We start from the raw sequence: 25,790 nt of genomic DNA, 5'->3' as shown, positions 1-25,790 counted from the left end.
CGCTGAGGGAGGAAAACTTGGACACCAGCAACCGGGTGGGCGGGGCGCCTTCGCCCCGCTCCTGGCGGACGCCGGGATTCGTCGTCGCCTGCGGCTGCCTGATCGCCATGCTGGCGTTCGGCCCGCGGTCCAGCATGGGCCTGTTCACCGCACCGCTGTCGGAGGCGCACGGCTGGGGCCGCGACGTCTTCGCCCTGTCGATCGCCATCCAGAATCTGGTCTGGGGCATCGGCACCCCCTTCGCCGGGGCGCTGTGCGACCGCTACGGCCCGGCGCTGGTGCTGGGGATCAGCGGCGTTCTCTACGCGCTCGGCCTGGCTCTGATGCCCTACGCCGACACGCCGCTGATGCTGCATCTCAGCTCCGGCCTGCTGATCGGTCTGGGTCTGGCCGGGGCGTCCTTCGGCATCGTCATCGCCGGCTTCAGCCGCATCGTCCCGCCGGAGAAGCGGAGCTGGTCGATGGGCGTCGCCACCGCCGCCGGCTCGATGGGCCAGTTCCTGTTCGCCCCCACCGGCCAAGCCTTCATCGCCGCCTACGGCTGGCAGACGGCGCTGATCCTGTTCGGCGCCTCGATGCTGGTGATCCCGGTGCTCGCCTCCTCCTTCGCCGGGGCGGGCGGGTCGAAGAGCGCGCAGGCCGTCACCGGGGCCGACATCGGCTTCGCCGCGACGATCCGTCAGGCCTTCAAGCATCGCAGCTACGTCCTGCTGGTCACCGGCTTCTTCGTCTGCGGCTTCCAGCTCGCCTTCATCACCACGCACCTGCCGCCCTACCTGACCGCCGCCGGGATCAGCCCCGGCCTCGCCTCCTGGGCGATGGCGCTGATCGGGCTGTTCAACGTGGTCGGCTCCTACATGTCGGGCGTGCTGGGCGGCAAGATGAGCAAGCGCCTGCTGCTGTGCGCCAACTACACGCTGCGCGGCCTGTGCACGGCGCTCTTCATCCTGCTGCCGGTCACCCCGGTTTCGGTGATCCTCTACGCCGCGGCGATGGGCCTGCTGTGGCTGTCCACCGTGCCGCCGACCTCCGGCCTCGTCGTTCTGATGTTCGGCACCCGCTATCTCGGCATGCTCTACGGCTTCGCCTTCCTCAGCCATCAGGTGGGCGGCTTCCTCGGCGTGTGGTTGGGCGGCGTGCTCTACGAGCGCGTCGGCTCCTACGACGTGGTGTGGTGGGCCAGCGTGGCCTTGGCCTTTGCCGCCGCGGTGGTGAACTGGCCGATCACCGAGAAGCCCGCCCCCGCCCTGGCGGCGGAAGCCAAGGCCTGACGGTCATGACGAACCCGGTGCCCGTCTCCTCTCCAGGCTTCGGTCATGGCTTCGCGCTGGCGCTCGGCGCGCTGGCGCTGGTCGTCTGGGCGGTGGTGACGGGGGTGGCGCTGACCCAGGCGGCGCTCAACGAGGAGGACGGCGGCACGGTGCTCGCCGTCTTCCCGCCGGGCACCCCGACCGCCGAGGCCTTCACCGCGGTGGTCCGCGCCGGCGGCCAGCCGGTGCGCCAGACCTGGATCCCCTTCGCCTGGGTCGCCCGCAGCGACGGCAGCGGCTTCGTCGGCCGCCTGAAGGAGGAAGGGGCGGTCACCGCCTACGGTGAGCTGTCGGTCGGCCCGGCGCTGGGCGGCTGCGCGGTGGTCTCCCTGGATGACAAGAGGCCGGTCGGCTTCCAGTTCAAGTGACGTCACAAACCCGTCATCAAGCGGCAACGGGACCGCAGTTCGGGTATTGACAACCCCCGCAAGGAAGAGCAGGCTACCTCTCAGAGCAACACTGGTTGAGGTGAAGACGCGGTGGACACCGCATCAAGTTGGCCCAAAAGCCAGCTTCTCATCACAGCAAATGTTCCCGTAGCCAGGAGGGTGTGATCATCATGAGTCCACCTGCGCTTACTTGAGGAAGCCGACCTGTTCGGCCACACATTTCTGAACATTGCCGTTGAGACGGCTCAACCATTGCGGATGTCCTGGCACAACCGCTGAAACCCCCGCCCCCCGCGCGGGGGTTTCGCTTTTTCGGCCCTCCATGCCACGCGCCATATCCTCGACGATCCATCTTTTTTGACGGCCCCAAGAAAAACCCCTCCCCCGCGGGTGCGGGAGAGGGGCGAAGGCGTCGTGTCGCTTCAAACGGGTCCGCAGACCCGGGAGTCAATGCACCGGCCGGTCAGTACATGTGCTGGCCGCCGTTGATCGACAGGGTCGAGCCGGTGATGAAGCCGGCGTCGTCGCCGACCAGGAACAGCACGCCGCGGGCGATCTCCTCGGCCTTGCCGAGACGGCCGACCGGGATGCGGGCGACGATCTTCTCCAGCACGTTGGGCGGCACCGCGCGCACCATGTCGGTGTCGATGTAGCCCGGCGCGATGGCGTTGACGGTGACACCCTTGGCCGCGCCCTCCTGGGCCAGCGCCTTGGTGAAGCCGTGGATGCCCGACTTGGCGGCGGCGTAGTTCACCTGACCGTACTGGCCAGCCTGGCCGTTCACCGAGCCGATGTTGACGATGCGGCCGAAGCCGCGCTCGCGCATGCCGTCGATGACGTTGCGGCAGAGGTTGAAGCAGGAGGTGAGGTTCGTCGCGATGACGTCGTTCCACTGCTGCGGGGTCATGCGGTGGATCACGCCGTCGCGGGTGATGCCCGCGTTGTTCACCACCACATCCACCGGCCCGAGTTCGGCCGAGATCTTCGCGATGCCATCCTTCACGGCGTCGAAGTCCGACACGTCGAACTTGTAGACCGCGATGCCCGTGCGGGCCGAGAATTCCTTCGCCTTCTCATCGTTGCCGGCGTAGTTGGCGGCGACGACATAGCCGGCGTTCTTCAACGCGACGGAGATGGCTTCGCCGATACCGCGCGTTCCGCCCGTGACGACTGCAACTCGAGCCATTGGCTCCTCCCCCAAAGCTTGGTGTTGGATTCTTTATCGGTTTCTGTAGGCGCACATACGAAACGGGCCGCACCCCGGAGGGAACGGCCCGCTTTTCATCAGCCCCGCTCGACGGTGAGGGCGATGCCCATGCCGCCGCCGATGCACAAGGTGGCGAGGCCCTTCTTGGCGTCGCGCTTCTGCATCTCATAGAGCAGGGTGGTCAGGACGCGGGCACCGGAAGCGCCGACCGGGTGGCCGAGCGCGATGGCGCCGCCGTTGACGTTGACCTTGGAGGTGTCCCAGCCAAGGTCCTTGTTGACGGCCAGGGCCTGCGCGGCGAAGGCCTCGTTCGCCTCGATCAGGTCCAGGTCATCGTGCTTCCAGCCGGCCTTCTCCAGCGCGAGGCGGGAGGCCGGGATCGGGCCGGTGCCCATGATCGCCGGATCGACGCCGGCGGTCGCCCAGGAGACGATGCGGGCCAGCGGGGTCAGGCCGCGGCGGGCGGCGTTCTCGGCGGTCATCAGGACCAGCGCGGCGGCGCCGTCGTTGATGCCCGACGCGTTGCCCGCGGTCACCGTGCCCTCCTTGGAGAAGGCCGGGCGCAGCTTGGCCAGCGATTCCGCGGTGGTGCCGTGCTTCGGATACTCGTCGTCGGCGACGATGATGTCGCCCTTGCGGCCCTTGATGGTGACCGGGATGATCTCGTCCTTGAAGCGGCCCGACTTCTGGGCGGCCTCGGCCTTCTGCTGCGAGGCGGCGGCGAAGACGTCCTGCTCCTCGCGGGTCAGCTGCCACTTCTGGGCAACGTTCTCGGCCGTCGTGCCCATGTGGTAGCCCTTGAAGGCGTCCATCAGGCCGTCCTTCAGCATGGTGTCGAGCATCTCGGCGGCGCCCATCTTCACGCCGTTGCGCAGATGCATGACGTGCGGGGCCTGGCTCATGCTCTCCTGGCCGCCGACGACCATCACCTCGGCGTCGCCGTTGCGGATCGCCTGATAGCCGAGCGCCACCGAGCGCAGGCCCGAGCCGCAGAGCTGGTTGATGCCGAAGGCGGTGGCGGAGGCCGGGATGCCGGCGTTGACGGCGGCCTGGCGGGCCGGGTTCTGGCCCTGACCGGCGGTCAGGATCTGGCCCAGGATGACCTCGGTCACCTCCGCGGCGTCGGTCTTGGCGCGGCTCAGCGCTTCGCGGATGGCGATCTCACCCAGGTAATGGGCCGGCACGCTGCTGAGCGCCCCGTTGAAGCTTCCGATGGGAGTACGCGCTGCGCTGGCGATCACAACCTCGGTCATGTTGACGCTCCTCAGATTTTGTCAGTTTTATTATCGTGTCAGTGGGCCGCACGGAGTGGGAAAAACCTTATGCGCGGATTTCCCGCAATGCAAGACACCTGACTGGCTGCGGTTATCCTGCCGCACTAAGCCATTCGGCCAGGGGGCGCCAGACGCCTGTTTCGGCACCGGCGCTGACCACCATGCCAATATGACCGAGCGGCGGCCTGATCATTTGCGCGCTGTCGATTGATCTTGCCAAGGCCACCGCGGAGGACGGCGGAACAATACGGTCGCGCTCCGGGATCAGCGCCAGGACCGGCATGCGCAACCGCGCCGGCTCCACCGGCTGGCCGGCGACCAACCACGCGCCGCGCGCCGTGTCGTTGCGCCCGTACCAGCCGGCCAGCGTGTCGCGCGCCACCCCGGCGACCAGCGGCACCCCGTCGTTCAGCCAGTCCTCCAGCGACACGAAGGCGAGCGCGGCGCGGCTGTCCGGATCCATGCGGGCGAACTGCGAGAACTTCTTCAGCGCCAGCAGCGGGTCGAGCTGGGCGAACAGCCCCTGGAGAACGTCCACCGGCAGTTCCCCCCAGGCGTCGAGCAGCGGGCCGAAGGGTTGGAAAAAGCTCGCGGCGCGGCGGGCCATGCCCGCGTCCTCGGCGTGGAAGTCCCAGGGGGTGGCGAGCAGGCCGAGCGCCGCGACCTCCTTGGGGCGGCGCTGCGCCAGCGCAGTGGCGAGCAGCCCGCCCATGCAATAGCCGACCACCGGAACCGGCCGGCCCACCGCCTCCACCACCGCGGCGAGCGCGCGCTCCAGCCGCCCGGCGATGTAGTCGGTCAGACTGTAGCGCCGCTCCAGCGGGCCGGGCATGCCCCAGTCGATCAGGAAGGGGCGCAGCCCCTGCGCGGCCAGCCAGCGCATCAGGCTTTTGCGCGCCGACAGGTCGAGGATGTAATGGCGGTTGACCAGCGACGGCACGAACAGCACCGGCGCGCCGGTCGCCGGGCCGAGGGCGCCGTAGTCGAGCAGGCGGGACGCCCCTTCCGTCCACAGCACGGGCGGGTCGGGAAGGTCGCGGCGGTAGGGGTGATGTCGGTAGCGCTCGATCCCCGTCAAGGCGAGGGAGAGCTGGCGGCGGACCTCGCGGTCAACCGCTTGGGCGAACGCGTCCCCGTCGGTTGCGGCGATCCGTCGGCGCAGGTCCTCCGCCCGCTCCCGCAGATGCGGCTTCCATGGCAGCGAGCCGTTCCTCAAGTGCGGCAATGCGGCGGAGGAGCTGAGCAGTGTCGCCGCCACCGTCGCCAGATGCAGCGCCAGGGGCCGCGGCCCCAGCCTCGGAACGGGCCGCGGGGCGGCTTGCGGGGGGATCGTGGCGTTGTCCCCGGTCACGCGGCTCTCCCTCGCAGGACGGGTGAGATGGAGCCGGCGTCGGATTCCAGCCGGTGCCCGGCGGGCTGGTGTAGGCGAAACCGCCCGGCCCCAGGACGAAGGGCGCCATCGCCGCGGCGCCCTGCGCCATCATCTGGAACAGGCGGGCGGCGGCATCGGCCATCTCGGGATCGGCGGCGCAGGCCGCCCATTGTTCCTGCCACAGGTCGAGGTACCGTTGCGCGAGCGTTTCCAGGGATGGGGTGTCGGATTCGGACGATTCGGCCATGGCCGGGAGTATATGAGGGAGGCGGTGCCCTTGACCAGAGCCGCGAAGGACCGATCGAAAATGCCGCAAATCCCGAATTATCGGGGCGGCGCCCACCTGGGGTCGCAGCGCTGCGGCACAGCACTGGACAGGGTGCATTCCTTCGAGTAGTCCTTATATCTGGAACATTCTCGCCGCACGACCCTTCTTGAAAGAAACAGCGATGGCCGACAAGGAAGACCAGAAGTCCGCGACGATCACGATCAAGAAGTACGCCAACCGGCGGCTCTACAACACGGCGACCAGCAGCTACGTGACGCTCGACCATCTCTGTCAGATGGTCAAGGACGGGCTCGACTTTGTGGTCTATGACGCGAAGACCGGGGAGGACATTACCCGCTCGGTGCTGACGCAGATCATCGTGGAGGAGGAGAGCAAGGGCCAGAACCTGCTGCCGATCAGCTTCCTGCGCCAGCTCATCGGCTTCTACGGCGACAACATGCAGTGGATGGTGCCGCGCTACCTCGAATATTCGATGCAGTCCTTCTCGCGCAACCAGGAGCAGATGCGCGACTATTTCCAGAACACGCTGGGCGGGATGTTCCCCTTCGGCCGGCTGGAAGAGGTCGGCAAGCAGAACATGGCGATGTTCGAACGGGCCATGCGCATGTTCTCGCCCTTCGGCGGCGCTGAGGACGGGCAGCCCGGCGAGCACCCCGCCGCCCCGCCCCGCCCGGCGGCCCCCGGCCCGTCCGCCGTTCCGCCCAACGGCGCGGCCGCGGCGGCCAGCCACACCTATGAAGAGCTTCAGAAGCAGATCGACGACCTGCAGAAGCAGATCGCCAGCATCGCCAAGCCGGCCCGCCCGGCGAAGCCCGAAGGGAAGTGAGCGGCGGCGCCGCCACTCGCATCGACGGCCATCGCGTTCACGGCGTTGCAGCGCAGGGCGGGGAAAGTTCCCCGCCCTTTTCTGTTTTTTCGGCACCAGTGGCCCCCCCGGCTGTTTGTCCAACGGAACGGTCCAGAGGAGGAACGCCATGAAGACCGAGCTGCAGATGTCGATGGAACTGGAGGTTGCGGACGCCCAGGACGCCCAACGGTTCGAAGAAAAGCTGCGCGGCTGGCTGCGCCACCAGAGTCAGGTGGTGTCGGTGTCGGCCACCCACAGCGGCGTCGGCAATGACGTCGCGTGGCGGGACGCCCGCCGGGCGGCGTTCGGCTCGCCGTTGCCCAATCCCTTCGCGCCGGGCCGCGGCCGCTGAGGACTGCCGGTTGATCGCTGCCGAAGCGCCCGCCCTGCGCCTCGTTGGAACAGGGCGGGCTCCTTCCACCCCGTGAATGCGCGTCAGCTGCGGAAGATGTGCGGCACCATCGCCGCGTCGGAGCCGACCCGCGGTTCCGCCGATTCACGGACCGACATGCCCAGGCACTTGTCCCCGATGATCCAGCAGTGCAGGAGCGCGTGGACGCCCTCCTCCTCGAAGATCGGCGGGGTTTCCAGCCAGACCCGCCCTCCCGGATACTCGGCGCTGCCGGTGTCCGAAATGGCGCGTCCGTGCGCCGTCATGCGCTGGGCCGCGTCGTCGAGCCCGAACAGGCTGCGCTCGGTCACCGCGTCGCAGCCGGCCAGTTCCTCAGGGTCGAGCGCGGCGCGGCACAGGTTCGGGTGGCGCGGGTAGAGCGACCAGAGCGTCGCCAGCAGCCCGTGGTTCGACATCGGCCAGCACCACAGCGGCGACAGCATGCTCATGCCGCCCATCCGCAGCTTCTGCAGGAAGGCGTCGTCGGCCAGCCCCTGCCAGGGGTAGATCTTCGCCAGCCAGGAGGCCGCCCGCCCCTCGTCGTCAACGAAGCGCTGGCCGTCCCAGCCCAGGCTCTGCAGCGGCAGCAGATGCGTGGCGATCCCGGCCTCCGCCGCGGTGGCGGCCAGATAGACCAGCTCGCTCTCGCGCATCGGGTCGGGGGTGGCGCAGGCCAGATGGACGAGCCCGCGGCCCGGCATGCCCGCCGCCAGCTCCTCCCAGCGCTCCACCAGCCCCTCGTGCAGACCGTTGAACTGGTTGGCGTCGCCCATCAGGGCCTCGCGCCAGTTGCGCTGGATGATCGAGGCGGCGAACAGCCCCTCCGGCGTGTCGTAGTTGCAGGCCAGCAGCTTGACCGAATCGCGCCCGTCATAGGCCAGCGTCAGCCGCCCGATCAGCGCGCCGGCCCGCTCGTTCAGCCGCCCCGCGGCCCAATAGTCGTTCCAGGAGGCCTCCAGCAGACGCGCCACGCCGCCGCGGACTCCCAGCCGGGCCAGCGCCCGCCCGTCCACCATCGCGCGCAGCGCCTCGCGCAGCATGGTGTGCAACTCGTCGGCGACGCTTTCGATCAGGTCGATCTGATGGGCGGAGAACTCGTACCGCACATCCTCGCGCCAGAAGGCGCCGGCGCTCATGGCGCGGACGCCGTAGGGGTATTTGCGGAGCCCCGGACGCCAATCCGCACGGGGTTTCATGACTGCTCTGCGCATCGTGTGCTTACCGGGCCGCCGGATTCAATCCATGGTTTTGCCCCGCTGCGGCGCGCCGCTTGCGGCCGTCCGGGATTCGGTGGGGGCGGATCATTGCGGCGCAAACGCGCCAACACAAGCGCCTTGCGCGCCTGCCCTTCCGTTTTTCCACGCTTGCTCTCTTCGATCTCACAAGCGGGCGCGGTCGGCCAGCCAAGCCGCGATGGCGCTTTCCATCGCCTCGGCAGTCGGGGCGCCGTGCTCCGGACCGGTTCCCACCATGGGAAGCTTGGCCGCCATGGCAATGTCCTCCACCGGGGCGCCGGTCCCGACGAACAGGTCGCAGCGCCGCAGCAGGGCGCACAGCCCGTCGAAACCCAGCCGCCCCACCGCGTTCAGGCAGGCGCCACCGGTTTCCCCGGCGATGCGCGCCGCGGCCCCCCTGGCGGCCTCCTCGCCGACCAGGACCAGGGCGGTGTCTCCCCGCGCGGCAAGGCGGCGGCACAGCTCCGACAGGCCGCCGGTGCCGACGGACGCGGACAGGCCGACCGCACAGCGCCAGCGCGCCGGAACGCCCGCGGCCAGAAGCGCGGCGGCCGCCCGCTCGCCGGCGGGGGAGGTCCAGACCTCCGTGGCGGGGTCCGCCTCCCCGGCGGTCAGCGCCCCCAACAGGACAGCGGGAGCTGGCGCGACGTGGGTCAGGAAGGCGTCGGCGTAATAGCCACGCACCGGCCGGCCGACCCTGCAACCGAGGCGGAGCGGCGCCCCCGTATCCTGCATCAGGCGGTTGGCGAAGCTGGCATCCTCACCCCGGACCGGGTTGATCGTCAGGTCGAAGGCACCGCTGAATTGTTGGCCGATCTCCTCGCGTACGGCGGTCACCAGCGCGTCGTCGGGCGCCCGCCCCGTCAGCGACGGCAGGGTGACGCGCTGGTTGACGTAGGGGCAGAGGGCGAGCGCCGCCTCCGCGTCCGGCGTCGCGAAGACGGTGATGCGGGCCAGCGGCAAAGCCCGCCGCAACTCCCGCAGGACACCCGACGCCCGCAACGCGGCGCCGGCCCCGTCCAGCAGGAACACGCCGACGCTTTGGATCAGGTCGGTCGGGAAGGGCGGCGGCTCGCCGGGGACGAGCGTGCGGCGGCGGACGGCGGGTCCGGAATTCCGCAGCAGCGCCACCGCCGGGGCGGTCGAGGCGCCCCGCGCCGGCGGCACGAAGCCCCAGCTTCCGTCGGCGTCCGGGCGCGCCAGCGGTTCCACCAAGGCATGCTCGGCGCGGGCGACGGTCGCTGCGTCGGTCACCCAGGGGAAGAAATCGCGCAACGGAAGGGTGCCGTTGCCCACCGACCGCCCGGCCGCCTGGAGGGACTCCCACCGCCCGACCGCGCCGTCGTAGCCGTAATAGATTTCCTTGAACGCGACCTGCTGGCGCGTCGCGTAGGCGAAATGCTGGAAGACGAGCCCGCTCACCGCCGTTTCCTCATGCAGGAAGGGGTTGGCCGCGCCGAGGTCGCGTTCGGACCCGTCGGGCTGCGGCCGCACCAGCCGGGGCGGGACATGCGAGTGCCAGTAATCGCCCGGCCGGTACCGCCAAGTGCGCAGCCATTCGTAGGCGCGGTAATTGCCGTACTGGTCCAGCCGGTCAAGAACCAGGGACGGGCCGACGAAGAAGTGGCAGAGGTACAGCGCCGCCGTGCGCGACGGCGAGTCGAGGAACATCCGGCGCGCGCGGGCGATCTGCTCCGCCGTCCACAGCTCGTCCGCATCGACCTGCCAGAGCAGGCATTCCTCCGTCATGGCGGCCAGCGGCGCGGTCACCATCTCCACCTTGCCCTGCCAGAAGACGCCCGGCGGCTTGCGGTAGACCGACACGCGCCCGGGCTCCTCCGCCGCGATGCGGTCGAGATACTCCGAGGTTCCGTCGCTGCTGCGCCCGTCGCGGTGAAGGTCCTGCGGGACCCGCCCGCCCCGTTGCGCGCACCAGGAGGAATCGCGGACCTGCTCCGCCACCCCCTCCACGACGTGCCAATGCCAGGGGAAGGGCAGTTGGCGGAACACCTCCAAGTGGTAACGGATGAAGGGATCGCCGTTCAGCACGATGGTCAGGAAATGAACCGGTAGCATGCCCGCAACCCCGTCCTTCGCCCATTGATCCGGCCTCGCGCAGTCAGCCGGACCTTGTCGGTTCCGCGGGAGTGGTGTCAAGGAAGCCGTGCGACTCCCCCGATGGGTCGCCATCCCCCTCTTGACGGCGGGGGACCCCGCCCCTACCCTGGCGCCGGTTATGGTTCCCCGCGCCCTCCGGTCGCGGGGCTAAGAGGGAAGCCGGTGCGCCGCCCCGCAGGGGGAGAAACGGCAAATCCGGCGCTGCCCCCGCAACTGTGAGCGGTGAGCGGCCTCGTCCTTTCCGTGTCACTGGCGCCGCCTGCGGGAACGGGCGCCGGGAAGGCCGGACGATGCCGCCTTGACCCGCAAGCCAGGAGACCTGCCGTAACCGAACGTACGTCCTCGGGCGGGGTGCCCCGGTGGTCGCTTGCCGATGTCCGGCCCGACGGCCGCCCGTCTTCCGCAAGCCGTCCCCCGGTGCGCCCATCCAGGGGGCCAAGGGGGTTGCGATGCCGGTGCCTGCCAGCAACGACGCCCTCCCAACGCATGGCAGACTCGGAAAGGGCATAGAGCATGCACATCGAACCCGGCGTCGTCGACGGCGCCAAGATCGCTCTCAGCTACGCGACGGCCGCCGGCGGCTTCGCGATGGCCGGAAAGCTGGCGCACAACGACGTCCGCAACAACGGCGGGGTCGCACCGCTGGTGCTGCGCAGCCTGATCGCCACCGCGCTGGTCTTCAGCTTCTTCGAGGTGTTCCCGCACCACCCCGTGGGCGTGTCGGAGGTTCACCTGATCCTCGGTTCGACGCTGCTCCTGCTGTTCGGCGCCGGTGCGGCCTCCATCGGCCTCGCCGCCGGCCTGCTGATCCAGGGCCTGTTCTTCGCGCCGTTCGACCTGCCGCAGTACGGCATGAACGTCACCACGCTGCTGGTCCCGCTGTGGGGCATCAGCCTGCTGGCGAAGCGGATCGTCCCCGACGCCACCCCCTATGTCGACCTGAAGTACTCGCAGGCGCTGGCCCTCTCCACCGCCTACCAGGGCGGCATCGTCGCCTGGGTGGCCTTCTGGGCCCTCTACGGCCACGGCTTCACCGCCGAGACCATGACGGAGGTCGCCTCCTTCGGCGCCGCCTACATGACCGTCATCATCGTCGAGCCGCTGGCCGATCTCGCCGTGCTGGCCGTCGCCAAGGCGCTGCGCCGCCAGAGCCAGGGCCCGCTGTTCAACATCCGCCTTCATCAGGGCGCCTGACCGGGCCTCTGGACCAGATGGTTCGCAGGAAGGGTGGCGGGGATGTCCCCGCCGCCCTTTTTTGTTCAGATCACCAGCTCGCCCTTCCGGATCGCCGCGTAGCGACGGTTCACCGCGCCCCAGTCGACGACGTTCCACCAAGCCGCCAGATAGTCGGCGCGCCGGTTCTGGTACTTCAGGTAATAGGCGTGCTCCCACACGTCGTTGCCCATCAGCACGGGCACGCCGTCCATGGCCGGGGAATCCTGGTTCGGCCGCGCGGCGATGGCCAGCTTGCCCGACGACGGGTCGGCGGTGACGAAGACCCAGCCGCTGCCGAACTGCCCCGCCCCCGCCGTGTTGAAGCGCGTCTTGAAATCGTCGAAGCTGCCGAAGTCGCGCGTGATGGCAGCCCCCACCTCGCCGTCCGGAGCGCCGCCAGCGTTCGGCCCCATGATGCTCCAGAACATGCTGTGATTCGCGTGACCGCCGCCGTTGTTGCGCACCGCTGTGCGGATGCTTTCCGGCAGTTCCGGCACGCGCTTCAGCAAGTCGGCCAGCGGCATCGCCTGAAGGTCGCCGTGGTTGGCGAGCGCCTTGTTGAGGTTGTCGACGTAAGCCTGATGGTGCTTGTCGTGATGCACGCTCATGGTCGTCGCATCGATGTGCGGTTCCAGCGCGGCGGGCGCGTAGGGCAGCGGCGGCAGCGTGAATCCCTTGCCGCCCGGAGTTTGGCCAGCCGGCGTTTGGCCCCCTGTTGTTTGGGCCAGGACGAAGCGCGGCGCCACGGCCAGCACCAGCGCGGCGGCTCCGGCGGAGAGCAGCAATTGGCGGCGATCCAGGCGAACGGACATGAGACCTCCCATTGTGTGTTTCGTGCCGAACAGCGGGGAAGCGACAGCCTCAGTGCGCCCCGCGCCTCACTCAACAGGGCAATGGGCGTACTCACTCGGTACCGGCGGACCGCGCACCGCCCGTTTCTTACAAGCGCGCCTTTCCAGCCAGTCCGGCGGACGCCGAGAGGGCCATGCCCATCGCCACGGTCCGCCAGCGCCCCAGGCGGAACCGGGACGGGGCCGCCACCGGCTTCCGGACCGGCACGACTGGTGCGGTTCCCATCGCCTCATGAATCTTACGGGCGCGGCGCTCCCGAAGCAGCAGGCGCATCACCTCCTCCTCCGTGACGAGGCGTCCAGCCTTGGCCGAGGCGAGGCTGGCGGTGTCCTGGAGGGCGGCGACCTGCGCCAGGGTGCCGGTCAGCCCCTTCGCCGCGGCGGTTTCCAGCGCTTCGCGATGAATGGCGAGGATGAACGGCTTCAGCCCTCGGTCAGGCGATCCGTGCGGCGATGTCGGCATGGCGGAATGGCTCCGGGGATTCGTTCGATCGGGTAAGCCATCATCCAACCGATAACCCCATGGCGGCAAAGCCCCCTAAGGATTAGCCCCCCGAATCCGTTCGGGGAGGCTGGCGCAGAACGGCGTTTATGCCCGCTCAGCCGAACCAGCCGGCGACGTTTCCGGTCTGGCCGAGGATGGTGATGCGGTTGCCCCCGCCGACGTCGAGCGTGGTGTTGCCGCCCTCCACCCGCGCCGAGCGGATCACCGCGCCGAGGTCCATGCTGGCGTCATAGAGCGCCAAGCGGTCCACCCCCACCTGGAAGTCCATCACCACCGACCCGCCCGAGGCCCGCCCGAAAGCGAAGACGTCCGCGCCGGCGCCGCCCCACAGCGTGTCCGCGCCGCCGTCGGCGAACAGCACGTCGTTGCCCGCCCCGCCGTTCAGCAGGTCGTTGCCCGCCCCGCCGAACAGCGTGTCGTTGCCCTCCTCGCCGAACAGCGTGTCGTCGCCCTCGCCGCCGCTGGCCAGGTCGTCGCCCGCGCCGAGCCCGATCAGGTCGCGCCCCGCCCCGCCCAGCGCCACGTCGTTGCCGTCGCCGCCGCTCAGCGTGTCGTCGCCGTCGTCGCCGATCAGGAAGTCGTCGCCCGACCCGCCGAACAGCAGGTCGTTGCCCGCCCCGCCGGACAGCGTGTCGTCGCCCGCCTCGCCAGTCAGCGTGTCGTCGCCCGCCTCGCCGAACAGGATGTCCTGGCCCGTCCCGCCGAACAGCGCGTCGTTGCCGACCCCGCCGCCGATCAGGTCGTTGCCCTCGCCGCCGAACAGCCAGTCGTCGCCCTCGCCGCCCATCACCACGTCGTCGCCATCGTCGCCGTACAGCGTGTCGTTGCCGCCGGCGCTGGCGATCGTGTCGTTGCCGCCGCCGCCGTGCAGGAGGTCGTCGCCGGCACCCAGGTACATGTACTGCTCGTGGTCGTCGCCGTAGACGATCTGCTCGCCGTCGCCGCCGACCAGCGTGGCGTTGCCGACCACCGCCGCGAACTCGACGTTGTCGAGCTGGATGGTCACCGGACCCGCCGCCGCCGTGGTATTGAGCACCACCGCGGTCGGCGCCGTGCTGGCGACCCCGGTGCCGCCCAGCGTGTTGCCGGTCACCCTGGTCTGCACCGCCTGGCCGGCGGCCACCCCCGGCGTGCTGAAGTCGATGGCGCGCACCAGGAGCTGGGCCTGGGCGGAGAGCACCGAGAGGAAGCCGTCGCCGCCGCCGGTCAGGTTGCCACGCGAGGCGGTGCCGGCGTCGGTGCGCGCCTCGATGGCGGCGATCAGCCCGGTCAGCCCGCTCTGCGCCTGCGCGGCGGTCTGCCGCTCGGCGCTGCCCGAGGTGGTGACGGCCACGCCGGTGGAGACGCTGACCGTCAGGGTGGTGACGGTGGACACCGCGCCGGTCTGGCGGTCGACCACCTGCTCGCGCACCACCGGCACGTCGGCGAGGTCGGCGTTGGCGGTGCTGGTGTCCTCGACGCGGTTGCTGTTGCTGGCCGCGATGGTCACGGTGGTGACGCGCTTGCCGTCGCCGCCGGTGGTGACCGAGCCGTTGACGGTGGCGCCGTCCACGGTGGCCGTCGGCGGCGGGGCGACCGGGGCGGGCTTCTCCACGGTGGCGGTGAGCTTCTGCGTCGTCGCGGTGAAGGGCGGCGCGGCGTTGCCCGCCGGGTCGGTCAGGCCGAGGGTCAGGGTGAGCGTGCCGTCGCCCAGGGCGGAGAGGTCCAGCCCGGTCACCCGCATGGTCGGGCCGCTCATCACGCCGCCGCCGGTGACCTGGCCGCCGCCGGCCGAGGTGATCGTCCAGGTGAAGCTGGTCCCGGCCTCGCCGCCGCTGATGGTGAAGGCGGCGCTGGACTGCTCGATGGCGTCGATGCTGTCGTCCTCGAACAGCACGCTGGCCGTCGGCGCGGTGGTGTCGACGGTCAGCGACTGGGTGCCCAGCGCCGAGATGTTGCCAGCGGCATCCGTGGCGGTGGCCGAGACCGGGTTGGCGCCGTTGGCGTTGAGGCTGAGCGTGCCGGCGGTCGGCGTCGCCGTGGCGAGGTTGAGGCTCCAAGTCCCGTTGGTCGCGGTGGTGGTGTAGGTCGCTCCACCGATGGTGACGGTGACGGTGCTGCCCGCTTCGGCCGTGCCGGTGAGGGTGGGCGTCGTGCTGTTGGTCAGCGCCGTGGCAACGGTCGGGGCGTCGGGCAGCGTGGTGTCGATGACCAACGACTGGGTGCCCGGTGCCGAGACGTTGCCCGAGGCGTCGGTGGCGGTGGCCGAGACCGGGTTGGCGCCGTTGGCGTTGAGGCTGAGCGTGCCGGTCACCGGTGTGGCGGTGGCGAGGTTGAGGCTCCAGGCGCCGCCGTTCGTGGCGGTGGTGGTGTAGGTGGCGCCGCCCACCGTGACGGTGACGGTGCTGCCCGCTTCGGCCGTGCCGGAGAGGGTCGGCGTCGTGCTGTTGCTCAGCGCCGTGGCGACGGTCGGGGCATCGGGCAGCGTGGTGTCGATGGTCAGCGACTGGCTGCCGGCCGAGGAGGTGTTGCCCGCGGCGTCGGTCGCCGTGGCCGAGACCGAGTTGGCGCCGTTGGCGTTGAGGTTCAGCGAACCGGCGGTCGGCGTCGCGGTGGCGAGGTTGAGGGTCCAGGCCCCGTTGGTCGCCGTGGTGGTGTAGGTCGCTCCACCGATGGTGACGGTGACGGTGCTGCCGGCCTCCGCCGAGCCGGTGAGGGTCGGCGTCGTGCTGTTGCTCAGCGCGGGGCTGGTCACCGCCGGCGCGGTGGGCGCGGTGGTGTCGACGGTCAGCGACTGCGTGCCGGGGACCGAGGTGTTGCCGGCGGCGTCGGTGGCGGTGGCCGAGACCGGGTTGGCGCCGTTCGGGTTGAGGCTCAGCGTGCCGGCGGTCGGCGTCGCCGTGGCGAGGTTGAGGCTCCAGGCGCCGCCGTTCGTGGCGGTGGTGGTGTAGGTGGCGCCGCCCACCGTGACGGTGACGGTGCTGCCGGCCTCGGCCGTGCCGGTGAGGGTCGGCGTCGTGCTGTTGGTCAGCGCCGCGCTGGTCACCGAGGGCGCGCTCGGCGCGGTGGTGTCGATGGTCAGCGCTTGCGTGCCGGGGGCCGAGACGTTGCCCGCCGCGTCGGTTGCCGTGGCGGAGACCGGGTTGGCGCCGTTGGCGTTGAGGCTGAGCGAGCCGGAGGTCGGCGTCGCGGTGGCGAGGTTGATGGACCAGTTTCCGTTGGACGCCGTGGTGGTGTAGGTGGCGCCGCCCACCGTGACGGTCACCGTGCTGCCCGCTTCCGCCGTACCGGTGAGGGTTGGCGTGGTGCTGTTGCTCAATGCCGCACTGGTCACCGCCGGAGCGTTGGGCAGTGTGGTGTCGATGGTCAGCGACTGCGTGCCGGCGGACGACGTGTTGCCCGCCGCGTCGGTGGCGGTGGCCGTAACGGGGTTGGCGCCGTTGGCGTTCAGGTTCAGGGAGCCGGCGGTCGGCGTCGCCGTGGCGAGGTTGAGGCTCCAGGCGCCGCCGTTCGTGGCGGTGGTGGTGTAGGTCGCTCCACCGATGGCGACGGTGACGGTGCTGCCGGCTTCCGCCGTGCCGCCGATCACCGGGGTGGCACTGTTGGTCAGTGCCGCCGAGGTCACCGCCGGGGCGTTTGGCGCCGTCGTGTCGATGGTCAGCGACTGGGTGCCCGGCGCCGAGACGTTTCCGGCAGCGTCGGTGGCCGTGGCCGTGACGGGGTTGGCGCCGTTGGCGTTCAGGTTCAGGGAGCCAGCGGTCGGCGTCGCCGTGGCGAGGTTGAGGCTCCAGGCGCCGCCGTTCGTGGCGGTGGTGGTGTAGGTCGCTCCACCCACCGTGACCGTCACCGTGCTGCCGGCCTCCGCCGTGCCGGTGAGGGTCGGGGTCGTGCTGTTGCTCAGTTCCGTGGTGACGGTCGGGGCGCTAGGCGCGGTGGTGTCGATGGTCAGCGTCTGGGTGCCGGCCAACGAGATGTTGCCGGCGGCGTCGGTCGCCGTCGCCGACACCGGGTTGGCGCCGTTGGCATTGAGGCTGAGCGAGCCGGAGGTCGGCGTCGCCGTGGCGAGGTTGATCGACCAACTGCCGTTGGTCGCCGTCGTGGTGTAGGTCGCCCCACCCACCGTGACGGTCACTGTGCTGTCCGCTTCCGCCGCGCCGGTGAGGGTCGGTGCGGCGTTCTTGGTCAGCGCCGCCGAAGTCACCGACGGAGCGTTCGGTGCCGTGGTGTCGATGGTCAGCGATTGGGTGCCCGCGGACGACGTATTGCCCGCCGCGTCGCGCGCCGTGACGGAGACGGCGTTGCTGCCGTTGGCGTTGAGGCTCAGCGACCCGGAGGTTGGCGTCGCCGTGGCGAGGTTGACGCTCCAAATCCCGTTGGTCGCCGTCGTGGTGTAGGTCGCCCCACCCACCGTGACGGTCACCGTGCTGTCCGCTTCCGCCGCGCCGGTGAGGGTCGGTGCGGCGTTCTTGGTCAGCGCCGCCGAAGTCACCGACGGAGCGTTCGGTGCCGTAGTGTCGATGGTCAGCGATTGGGTGCCCGCGGACGACGTATTGCCCGCGGCGTCGGTTGCCGTGACGGAAACGGTGTTGGTCCCGTTGGCGTCGAGGCTCAGCGTGCCGGAGGTTGGCGTCGCCGTGGCGAGGTTCACACTCCAGGCGCCGGTTCCCGACGCGGCGGCCGTGTAGGTGGCCCCACCCACCGTGACGGTGACGGTGCTGTTCGCCTCCGCCGTGCCGCTGATGGTCGGCTTCAGCGCCTTCGTCAGCGCCGCACTGGTCACCGCCGGGGCGTTCGGCGCCGTCGTGTCGATCGCCAGTGTCTGCGTCCCCGCCGACGAGAGGTTGCCCGCGGCGTCGGTCGCCGTGACGGAGACGGTGTTGGTCCCGTTGGCGTCGAGGCTCAGCGTGCCGGCGGTCGGTGTCGCGGTGGCGAGGTTCACACTCCAGGCGCCAGTTCCCGACGCGGCGGCCGTGTATGTCGCCCCACCCACCGTGACGGTGACGGTGCTGTTCGCCTCCGCCGTGCCCGCGAGGGTCGGCGTCGTGTTGTTGGTCGCCGCTGCCGAAGTCACCGCCGGAGCGTTCGGCGCCGTCGTGTCGATGGTCAGGGTGAAAGCGGTGGATGCCTGGGAGGTGCTTCCCATCCGGGTGGCCGTGGCGGTCAGGGTGTGGCTGCCCTGGGCGAGGGTGCCGGTCGGTGTGATGGTCCACTGCCCGTTGACCGCGGTGGCGGTGCCGATCGCCGTGGCGCCCCGGTACAGCACCACTGTGGCTCCGGACGCGGCGGAGCCGGTGATGACGGGAGTCGTGCTGTTGGTGATCCGGTCGCCGGCCACGCCGCTGTCGGACGCGGCGGCAAGGCCAAGGCTGCTTGGCGCGCCGGGCGGCGGCGGCTCCTGCAGGTAGACGACCATGTTGCCGCCGTTCCCGATCACGATGTCGAGATCGCCGTCACCGTCGATGTCCAGGAGGGTTGGCCGGACTTGGTAGTTGTGGGATTTGAGGCCGAATGGGTTGGTGCCGACCAGCGTGAAGCTGGGCGCCGCCGTCGTTCCGACGTTGCGGAAGACCACATCGTCGCCGTTTGTGTTTCCGATGATGGCATCGAGGTCGCCGTCACCGTCGATGTCCGCAAAGACCGGCCGGACTTGGCCGCCGATGTTCTCGAGGCCGAACGAATTGTTGCCGACCAGCGTGAAGCTGGGCGCCGCCGCCGTCCCGACGTTGCGGTAGACGTTGACGTTGCCGAACATGTTGCCGACGAAGAAATCGAGGTCGCCGTCGCCGTCGATGTCCGCGAATGTCGGAGTTGCATAACTGGTCTGGTCGATGCCGAACAGGTTGGTGCCGACCAGCGTGAAGCTGGGCGCCGTCGCCGTCCCGACGTTGCGATAAAAGATCGTGTTGCCGTAGGCGTTGCCGATGAAGACGTCGAGATCGCCGTCGCCGTCGATGTCGGCGAAGGTGGGCACGGCGTTGGCGTAGGAGCCGACGTTTCCGAGTCCGAAGGGGTTGGTGCCTTCCAGCGTGAAGCTGGGCGCTGTCGCCGTGCCGACGTTGCGATAGAGGATCGAGTCGCCGCTCTGGATGCCGATCAGCATGTCCAGGTCGCCGTCGCCGTCGATGTCGGCAAAGGTCGGCGTGGCATTCGCTCCGGCGTTGGCGAGACCGAAGGGGTTGGTGCCCAGAAGGTTGAAATAGGGGTCGGTCTGGTTGCTCACCGGCTGGTTGGTGAGCGTGGCGGTGCCGTTGCCCGCAAGGTCCCGCGCCGGCGCCGTTTGCGGCGGGGTGTAGTCCACGGTCACCGTGTCGGTGCGCAGGACCGCGTATTCCAGGGTCAGGGTGACGACCGAACCGGTGATGGCGACGTTGGTCACGCCCACCGTCGCGCCGCCTGCCTTCACCGTGAAGGCCGAGGCCGCGGGCTTGGACACCAGGTCCAGCGCCTCGGAGTAGCTCAGCGTCAGGATGGCGCCGTTCACCGTCGCCGAGGACAGGACCGGCAGCGTGGTGTCGATGGTGACGACCAGGGTCTTGGACGGCGCCGAGGTGCCGTCGCTGTTCGTCGTCTTCGCGGTCAGGGTCCGCGGGCCGTCGGCCAGCGCGGTGGCCGGCGTGATCGTCCACAGCCCGTCGCTGCCGGCGGTGGTGGTCCCCAGCGCCGTCGCGCCGTCGTACAGCACCACCGTCAGCCCGGCCAGCGCCGTGCCGGTGATCGTCGGGGTCGCGTCGCCGGTGATCCGGTCGCCGGCCACGCCGAGATCCGATGCAGGGTCGAGGGTCAGCCCTTCCGGCGCGTCGGGCGGCGGCACCTGCCGCGACACGATCAGGTCGCCGTTCGCGTTGCCGGTCAGCGCGTCGAGGTCGCCGTCGCCGTCGATGTCGGCGAACACCGGCGCCGCCCGGTTCCCGACGTCCTCGAGCCCGAAGGGGTTGGTGCCGACCAGCGTGAAGCTGGGGTAGTTGCTGTAGCCGACGTTGCGGTAGACGATCGTGTTGCCGTCCGGGGTGCCGATCAGCAGATCCAGGTCGCCGTCGCCGTCGAAATCCACGAAGGACGGCAAGGCGCCGCCGGTCACGCTGCCCAGCCCGAAGGGATTGGTGCCTCCCAGCGTGAAGCTGGGCGCCGCCGAAGTGCCGGTGTTCCAATAGAGAACCAGGTTGCCGGCGCCGTTGCCGATCAGGACGTCGAGGTCGCCGTCGCCGTCGATGTCCGCGAAGGTGGGCGCCGCGGCGGTGCCGACCCCGCCGAGGCCGAAGGGATTGGTGCCGACCAGCATGAAGCTGGGCGACGTCCGGGTGCCGACGTTGCGGTAGACGACGATGCCGCCGTTCTGGTTGCCGATCAATGCGTCGAGATCGCCGTCGCCGTCGATGTCCGCGAAGCTGGTCGAGGCGCTGGTGCCGACGCGGCCCAGGCCGAAGGGGTTTGTGCCGGCCAGGGTGAAGGTCGGGTTCGTCGCCGTGCCGATGTTGCGGTAGTAAAGCGTGTCGCCGGCGGCGTTGCCCACCAGAACGTCGGGGTCGCCGTCGCCGTCCAGGTCGGCGACCGCCGGCCGGGCGTCGGTTCCGCTGTTGCCCAGCCCCAGCGGGTTGGTGGAGGGCGGCAGGAAGTTCGGATCGGCCGGCGAGTTGTTGACAACCGCCTGCCCGGTCAGCCCGCCGGCGGAGTTGGTGCTGGCGTCCTGGATCAGGTTCGACGAAGGCGGCGTGTAGTCCACCGTCACCGTCTTGTAACGGACGACCTCCTTGGCGAGGGTCACGTTGACTGTCGAACCGCTGATGTAAAGGCTGCTGATCTCGACCGCAACGCCGTTCACCTTCACCGTGAAGGCGGACTTGTCCAAGGCGACGTTGAACAGCGTCTCCGAATAGGTCAGCGTCAGCGCGGTCCCGTTCACCGCCGCCGACACCAGCGTCGGAGCGGACAGGTCGATGGTCACAACCAGCGCGCTGGAGGCGGAGGAGGTGCCGCCGTTCTGGCTGGTCTTGGCGGTCAGCGTGTGGGCGCCGGTGCCCAGCGTGCCCGTCGGGGTGATCGTCCACTGCCCGCCACTGCCCGCCGTCGCGGTGCCGATCGCCGTGTTGCCGTCGTACAGGACCACGGTCGAGCCGGCGACCGCCGTGCCGGTGATGGAAGGCTTGGTGTTGTTTGTGATGCGGTCGCCCCGCACGCCGCTGTCCGTATCCCAGCCCAGCGTCAGCCCGGTCGGCGGGGCGACGGGCGCCGGGCCGTTCCAATAGGCGACGAGCCGTCCCCCTTGCTCGCCGACGATCGCGTCGATGTCGCCGTCGCCGTCGAGGTCGACGAAGACCGGCCGGGCGTAGCTGCCGCTGTCGGCAAGACCGAAGGGGTTGGTGCCGACCAGCGAGAAGTTCGGGTTCGTCCGGGTACCGATGTTGCGGTAGACCACCGTGTCGCCGGCGTTGGTGCCGATGATGGCGTCGAGGTCGCCGTCGCCGTCGATGTCCGCGAAGGTCGGCGAGGACATGTTGATGCTTTCGCTGCCGACTTTCCCAAGGCCGAAGGCGTTGACGCCGACCAACGAGAAGCTGGGCGCCGTCCGGGTGCCGACGTTGCGGTAGACGTACAGATCGCCGCTGCCGCTGCCGATGACCGCGTCGAGGTCGCCGTCACCGTCGATGTCGACGAAGGTCGGCTTGGCGTAGAAGCCGGTGCTGTTGAGGCCGAAGGGGTTCGTGCCGGCCAGCACGTAGCTGGGGGCGGTCGCCGTGCCCACATTCCTGAAATAGAACAGGTAGCCGCGCCCGGTGAGCGGGGAGCCGTTGGTGCTGTTTGCGGAATCGCTGCCGATCAGCAGATCGAGGTCGCCGTCGCCGTCGAGATCGGCGAAGGCCGGCGACGACCAGCCGCCGACATTGCTCAGACCGAAGGGGTTCGTGCCGGCCCACGTGAAGGAGGGCCAGCCGCTTGTCCCGACGTTCCGATAAAGCGTGAGGCCGCCGTTCACATCGCCGATCAGGGCGTCGAGATCGCCGTCGCCGTCGATGTCGACGAACACCGGGGTGGCCTGTCCCGCCACGCCGGAGGGGCCGACTTTTCCGATGCCGAACAGGGCGGTGCCAAGCAGCGTGAAGTTCGGATCGGCCATGGTCGTGTTCCCCTCGGTTAGGACGGTCAGGATGTGCGAGGGCGCTCCGAGCGGCGGAGGCCCCGGTCAGTGTTCAAAGTCTGGAATTCTCAGGCGCTGGGAACGGGTCCGTTCCGCTTATGCCGCCGGGTTCCTGCGTAACAAGAGCGCAGGCTTCAAAGTAAAACTGGACGGGTTGCGAGATGGGTGTTTTAAAAAAGCCGGCTTCATTTCACTTATTCTCTGATATTTGTAGAGAATTATGCCAAATTCACGACTCTCGGCTGCATGGCGCACACCAAAAGTGGTGGTTTTGGACGATAGTGAAGAAGCCGCAGCAATCACATGGACAAAAGGTGACGTGGATCTGACCGGTTTCTGACCGGTTCGGCGGAAGGGGCCGCGACGGCGGCCCCGCAGGCTCATGCCCTTAAAGCGGATTGCAATCCGCTTTGGACCGCGCCGGCGGTCCCGGTCGCACATGCGACCGGAGCCCGTCGGCGAATGAGGCGATATGAGTCTAAAGCGAACGGAAGTTCGCTTTAAAGGGCGGGCGCGGCGGGAACCCGGTGATCCGCCACGATGCGGAGGCGGGCGGCGAGCCGGGCGATGACCGGATCCCAATCGCCGGGGCGCTCCTGCCGGAACAGGCGCATGGTCGGGTACCAGGGCGTGTCGTCGCGGCCGATCAGCCAGCGCCAGCAGGCGTCGAAGCGCGACAGCACCCAGACCGGTTTTCCCAGACCGCCGGCGAGATGGCACACCGACGTATCGACCGAGATGACGAGGTCGAGTTGCGTGATCAGGGCGCCGGTGTCGGCAAAGTCCGTGACCTCGTCCATCCAGTCGATCAGGTCCATGCCGGGCGGCGGCGTCCCGGCCTGGGCCGCCGGAGCGCCCTTCTGGAGGCTGATCCAGGCGATTCCCGGCACGGAGGCCAGCGGAGCGAGCGCCGCCAGCGGCAAGCTGCGCCGCCCGTCCACCGCGTTGGCGCTGAGGTGCGCGGCGTGCGAATCCCCGGCCCAGACCAGCCCAACCTTCAGTCGGCGCTCTCCGACCCGGTGTTCTCCCGCCAAGCGATCCCGCCAGCGCGCCTCGTCGGCCGGCGCCGCGCGCAGATAGGGGATGGCGGCCGGGATGGTGTCCAGCGTCGTCCCGAACAGGCGCGGCAGGCTCAACAGCGGGATCACGGCATCGCAGAGCGGCGGCGGTTCGTCCGACCGATGGACCGCGGAGACGCCGGGCATCAGGGAGACCAGCCGGACCAGCGACGGCTGCACCTGCGCCTCCACCCGCGCGCCGCGCGTCGCCAGCAACGGGGCGTAGCGGATGAAGTGCAGCGTGTCCCCCTGTCCCTGTTCCGCGGTCAGCAGGATGCGGCGGCCCGCCGGGTCGCTGCCGTCCCAGAGCGGAGCGTGATCCGGCGTCCTGGCGCCGCCCATGCGCCAGCGCGCCTCGTAGAGCCGCCAGCCGCGCGCCAGCTCGCCCATCGCCAGCAGGTTCAGCGACAGATTGAAGCGGCCCACCGCCCCGCCCGGGTCCAGCCGCGCGGCACGCCGGTTGTAATGGGCAGCGATCTCCGGGTGCTGCAGCGCGTGCAGGCCGAGCGCCAGATTGATCCAGGGCGTGGCCTCCCCCGGCGCCAGAAGCACGGCGCAACGGCCATGGGCGATCGCCGCGTCGAAGTCGCCCAGCATGGTGGCGACCACGCTGCGCATGGCGTAGGCGTTGGCGCTCTGCGGATCGATCCGGTGCAGCCGGCGGATCAGACGCAGCACCTCCGGAAAATGGCTGAGGCGGAAGGCGGTGCCGGCCAGCGCTCCGATCACCTCCGGGGAGGCCGGATCGAGCGCCAGAGCCCGCAGCAGAATGCCGACTCCCTCCTCCCGAGCCCGCGCATCGCCACGCACCCGGTCCCCGTCCGTCAAGGCCGTGCCGAAGGCGACCAGCGCCTCCGGGCGGGCCGGGGTCAGCCGGACGGAGCGGAGCATCGCCCGCAGCCGAACCTCGTCAAGCGATTCGGCGCCGGCCAGCCGGGCGAGCCAGTCCCAGCCGGCGGGAAAGGCCGGGTCCACCGCCAGCGCCCGCAAGGCCAGACGCAGGGCCGCCCGGGGACGGCGCTGCCCGGAGAAGAGGACCGACCGCGCGCAGAGCGCCTGGGGATAATCCGGGCGCAGCGTCAGGGCCCGGGCATTGATCACCGCCGCCGCGTCGTCCTGGCCGAGCGTGCGCAGCCCCTCACCCAGATTCATGTAACCGGCGGCGTGGTCGGGCGCCTGGACGACGGCGCGGCGGTGACGGCGGACCAGGGACAGCGCCCATCGGTCATCCTCCCATCGTTTTTCCGCCCATCGTTTGTCCGTCGATGGGACGGGAATGCCGGTCTTCGAATCGGCCGTATGGTTCGCCGGCATGGCTTGGTCCACCGTTGGGAAAGGAGGGGAGCGCTCAGTTCGGATCGAGAACGATGCCGTCGCGCAACGCGTAACCCACCCGCGGGATTGTGGTCACGGCGAGAGGAATGCCGGTGGAGAGCTCGACGGTGCGACGCAGGCGGCGAATCGCGGAGTCCAGGATCTGCCGGTCGCTGAATTCCGGATTGTGCCCGAGCGCGGCCAGCAGGTCGTCCCGCGGCGCGGCGTTGGGCGCGTGCAGGGCGAGCGCGGCCAGGAGTCTGGTTTGCTGATCGGCGAGACGGACGACCTGCAGGTCCGGGCCGACCAGCAGGTGGGAGCGCTGCTTCAGCAGCCAGACCGGTGCGGCGCCCTCGGACGCCGGGGCTTCCACGCTCTTCCCGGCGGCTTCCTGGCGGCGACGCCCCTTGACGGCGAGCCCGCGGATCGCGGCGATCAGCTCGTGCGTGTCCACGGGCTTGACGAAATAGATGTCAGCCCCCGCCTCGTACCCCGCCACCCGGTCGCTGGTGGTGCCGCGCGCGGTCAGCAGGATGGCTCCGACGCCCAGGGCGGTGACGTGTCCAAGCACCTCCAGCCCGCTTTCATCCGGCAGATTGACGTCGATCACCGCAACGTCCGGTCGCACCGACAAAGAACCTTTGTAGAAACTGAGCGCATCCGCAAAAGCACGGACATGAAAGCCGGCCCCATCGAGACAATCGGTAAGTGCGTCTCGGAAATCTTCATCGTCTTCCACGAGGAAAACCGAAACGCCATCGGGCTTCATAACCGTCCTTTACGCGGCTAGCACCTTGTGGAAGAAAGTGCGGAGGAAAGACGATACTGTCTCTACGGCATTGCTCGCGAAAGGGGCAATAGGAATTAAAACGAGACACGGGTCAACAACCGCCCGGGTGTGCCACGCCCGAGGACATGGAACGCACCGATACGGCACAATCCCGATGTGGCACAACTTCGACACGGTATGGCGGCCGGCACAGCAGGCGGTATAGAGGGCGGGGCCATGCATCTGGACGGCAACACACTTTTCGCCATGACCGGGGGGATGATCTTCCTGTCGGCTCTGGTGGCCACGCTTCTCTACAAGCTCAACACCTCGGTGCCCGGTCCGCGGGGCTGGGCGTGGGGCAACATCCTGGTGGGCGTCTTTTTCCTGCTGCGGATGCTTCCCGCCCCGGCACCGGAGTGGCTGAGCATCGCCGTCGCCAACGGCATTCTCCTGCTGGGCCAGGGCTTCACCTACATGGGGATGCGGCAGTTCGTCGGTCTGCCGCCCCTGCCGGCCGTTCCGTATCTGGCG

At 69.6% G+C, this 25,790-nt stretch carries 16 protein-coding genes and 1 riboswitch (1 of these 17 cut by a window edge); of the genes, 6 read left to right on the top strand and 10 right to left on the bottom strand.

Annotated features, from left to right (window positions below):
- Window positions 1-17: 17 nt before the first annotated feature.
- Together Sp245p_RS33800 and Sp245p_RS33795 are read left to right on the top strand one after the other, a co-directional pair.
- Window positions 18-1,271 (top strand): MFS transporter, encoded by a 1,254-nt coding sequence (locus Sp245p_RS33800; RefSeq protein WP_014199811.1) that lies wholly within the window; start codon window positions 18-20, stop codon window positions 1,269-1,271.
- A gap of 5 nt (window positions 1,272-1,276) precedes the next feature.
- Complete coding sequence (locus Sp245p_RS33795; RefSeq protein WP_014199810.1) at window positions 1,277-1,678, top strand: hypothetical protein; 402 nt, start codon at window positions 1,277-1,279, stop codon at window positions 1,676-1,678.
- Between the two features lie 484 nt (window positions 1,679-2,162).
- Here Sp245p_RS33795 and phbB read toward each other — a convergent pair whose 3' ends face one another.
- From phbB to Sp245p_RS33780, 3 genes are all read right to left on the bottom strand, one after another.
- Complete coding sequence (phbB, locus tag Sp245p_RS33790) at window positions 2,163-2,885, bottom strand: acetoacetyl-CoA reductase (protein WP_014199808.1); 723 nt, start codon at window positions 2,883-2,885, stop codon at window positions 2,163-2,165.
- 98 nt (window positions 2,886-2,983) lie between these two features.
- On the bottom strand, window positions 2,984-4,159 hold the full coding sequence (locus tag Sp245p_RS33785; RefSeq protein WP_014199807.1) for an acetyl-CoA C-acetyltransferase: 1,176 nt from the start codon (window positions 4,157-4,159) through the stop codon (window positions 2,984-2,986).
- A gap of 112 nt (window positions 4,160-4,271) precedes the next feature.
- Window positions 4,272-5,531 (bottom strand): alpha/beta fold hydrolase, encoded by a 1,260-nt coding sequence (locus Sp245p_RS33780; RefSeq protein ID WP_014199805.1) that lies wholly within the window; start codon window positions 5,529-5,531, stop codon window positions 4,272-4,274.
- A gap of 470 nt (window positions 5,532-6,001) precedes the next feature.
- On the opposite strand from Sp245p_RS33780, the gene phaR reads away from it, so the two are divergent.
- Both phaR and Sp245p_RS33770 read left to right on the top strand, forming a co-directional pair.
- Window positions 6,002-6,667: a polyhydroxyalkanoate synthesis repressor PhaR gene (phaR, locus tag Sp245p_RS33775; protein ID WP_109139309.1), complete on the top strand. Its 666-nt coding sequence runs from the start codon at window positions 6,002-6,004 to the stop codon at window positions 6,665-6,667.
- A gap of 148 nt (window positions 6,668-6,815) precedes the next feature.
- Window positions 6,816-7,040 (top strand): hypothetical protein, encoded by a 225-nt coding sequence (locus Sp245p_RS33770; protein WP_014199802.1) that lies wholly within the window; start codon window positions 6,816-6,818, stop codon window positions 7,038-7,040.
- Window positions 7,041-7,123: 83 nt separating this feature from the next.
- On the opposite strand, the gene Sp245p_RS33765 is transcribed toward Sp245p_RS33770, so the two are convergent.
- Window positions 7,124-8,275: a glutathionylspermidine synthase family protein gene (locus tag Sp245p_RS33765; protein WP_014199801.1), complete on the bottom strand. Its 1,152-nt coding sequence runs from the start codon at window positions 8,273-8,275 to the stop codon at window positions 7,124-7,126.
- 183 nt (window positions 8,276-8,458) lie between these two features.
- On the bottom strand, window positions 8,459-10,390 hold the full coding sequence (locus tag Sp245p_RS33760) for a glycosyltransferase family protein (protein WP_109139308.1): 1,932 nt from the start codon (window positions 10,388-10,390) through the stop codon (window positions 8,459-8,461).
- Window positions 10,391-10,534: 144 nt separating this feature from the next.
- Window positions 10,535-10,773, top strand: a riboswitch (cobalamin riboswitch).
- Window positions 10,774-10,945: 172 nt separating this feature from the next.
- On the opposite strand from Sp245p_RS33760, the gene Sp245p_RS33755 reads away from it, so the two are divergent.
- Complete coding sequence (locus tag Sp245p_RS33755) at window positions 10,946-11,626, top strand: energy-coupling factor ABC transporter permease (protein ID WP_014199797.1); 681 nt, start codon at window positions 10,946-10,948, stop codon at window positions 11,624-11,626.
- 65 nt (window positions 11,627-11,691) lie between these two features.
- Here the strand turns inward: Sp245p_RS33755 and Sp245p_RS33750 are convergent, their stop codons facing one another.
- The 5 genes from Sp245p_RS33750 to Sp245p_RS33730 form a co-directional block, all read right to left on the bottom strand.
- On the bottom strand, window positions 11,692-12,459 hold the full coding sequence (locus Sp245p_RS33750) for a superoxide dismutase (protein WP_014199796.1): 768 nt from the start codon (window positions 12,457-12,459) through the stop codon (window positions 11,692-11,694).
- Window positions 12,460-12,586: 127 nt separating this feature from the next.
- A complete protein-coding gene (locus Sp245p_RS33745; RefSeq protein ID WP_014199795.1) occupies window positions 12,587-12,961 on the bottom strand; it encodes a hypothetical protein in 375 nt (124 codons plus the stop codon).
- Window positions 12,962-13,097: 136 nt separating this feature from the next.
- Window positions 13,098-22,094 (bottom strand): Ig-like domain-containing protein, encoded by an 8,997-nt coding sequence (locus Sp245p_RS33740; RefSeq protein WP_109139307.1) that lies wholly within the window; start codon window positions 22,092-22,094, stop codon window positions 13,098-13,100.
- Between the two features lie 521 nt (window positions 22,095-22,615).
- On the bottom strand, window positions 22,616-24,487 hold the full coding sequence (locus Sp245p_RS33735) for a tetratricopeptide repeat protein (protein ID WP_109139306.1): 1,872 nt from the start codon (window positions 24,485-24,487) through the stop codon (window positions 22,616-22,618).
- 34 nt (window positions 24,488-24,521) lie between these two features.
- On the bottom strand, window positions 24,522-25,256 hold the full coding sequence (locus tag Sp245p_RS33730) for a response regulator transcription factor (RefSeq protein ID WP_082188309.1): 735 nt from the start codon (window positions 25,254-25,256) through the stop codon (window positions 24,522-24,524).
- Between the two features lie 237 nt (window positions 25,257-25,493).
- Here Sp245p_RS33730 and Sp245p_RS33725 point away from each other — a divergent pair, with 237 nt between their 5' ends.
- Window positions 25,494-25,790: the beginning of a sensor histidine kinase gene (locus tag Sp245p_RS33725; protein WP_052584558.1), read on the top strand. The gene runs 1,614 nt beyond the window's last position; the window shows 297 of its 1,911 coding nt (coding positions 1-297); its start codon is at window positions 25,494-25,496; its stop codon lies off the right edge, out of view.

It is taken from the genome of Azospirillum baldaniorum (assembly GCF_003119195.2).
GTDB lineage: Bacteria > Pseudomonadota > Alphaproteobacteria > Azospirillales > Azospirillaceae > Azospirillum > Azospirillum baldaniorum.
The sequence above is the reverse complement of the archived record's forward strand: the minus strand, read 5'-3'. Positions and strand labels throughout refer to the sequence as shown.

Bases quoted from the DNA above. Each gene is read 5' to 3' on its own strand.
- phaR (WP_109139309.1), top strand. From the start codon at position 6,002: ATGGCCGACAAGGAAGACCAGAAGTCCGCGACGATCACGATCAAGAAG.
- Sp245p_RS33745 (WP_014199795.1), bottom strand. From the start codon at position 12,961: ATGCCGACATCGCCGCACGGATCGCCTGACCGAGGGCTGAAGCCGTTC.
- Sp245p_RS33765 (WP_014199801.1), bottom strand. From the start codon at position 8,275: ATGAAACCCCGTGCGGATTGGCGTCCGGGGCTCCGCAAATACCCCTAC.
- Sp245p_RS33750 (WP_014199796.1), bottom strand. From the start codon at position 12,459: ATGTCCGTTCGCCTGGATCGCCGCCAATTGCTGCTCTCCGCCGGAGCC.
- Sp245p_RS33795 (WP_014199810.1), top strand. From the start codon at position 1,277: ATGACGAACCCGGTGCCCGTCTCCTCTCCAGGCTTCGGTCATGGCTTC.
- Sp245p_RS33785 (WP_014199807.1), bottom strand. From the start codon at position 4,159: ATGACCGAGGTTGTGATCGCCAGCGCAGCGCGTACTCCCATCGGAAGC.
- Sp245p_RS33735 (WP_109139306.1), bottom strand. From the start codon at position 24,487: ATGCCGGCGAACCATACGGCCGATTCGAAGACCGGCATTCCCGTCCCA.
- Sp245p_RS33755 (WP_014199797.1), top strand. From the start codon at position 10,946: ATGCACATCGAACCCGGCGTCGTCGACGGCGCCAAGATCGCTCTCAGC.
- Sp245p_RS33740 (WP_109139307.1), bottom strand. From the start codon at position 22,094: ATGGCCGATCCGAACTTCACGCTGCTTGGCACCGCCCTGTTCGGCATC.
- Sp245p_RS33760 (WP_109139308.1), bottom strand. From the start codon at position 10,390: ATGCTACCGGTTCATTTCCTGACCATCGTGCTGAACGGCGATCCCTTC.
- Sp245p_RS33770 (WP_014199802.1), top strand. From the start codon at position 6,816: ATGAAGACCGAGCTGCAGATGTCGATGGAACTGGAGGTTGCGGACGCC.
- Sp245p_RS33730 (WP_082188309.1), bottom strand. From the start codon at position 25,256: ATGAAGCCCGATGGCGTTTCGGTTTTCCTCGTGGAAGACGATGAAGAT.
- phbB (WP_014199808.1), bottom strand. From the start codon at position 2,885: ATGGCTCGAGTTGCAGTCGTCACGGGCGGAACGCGCGGTATCGGCGAA.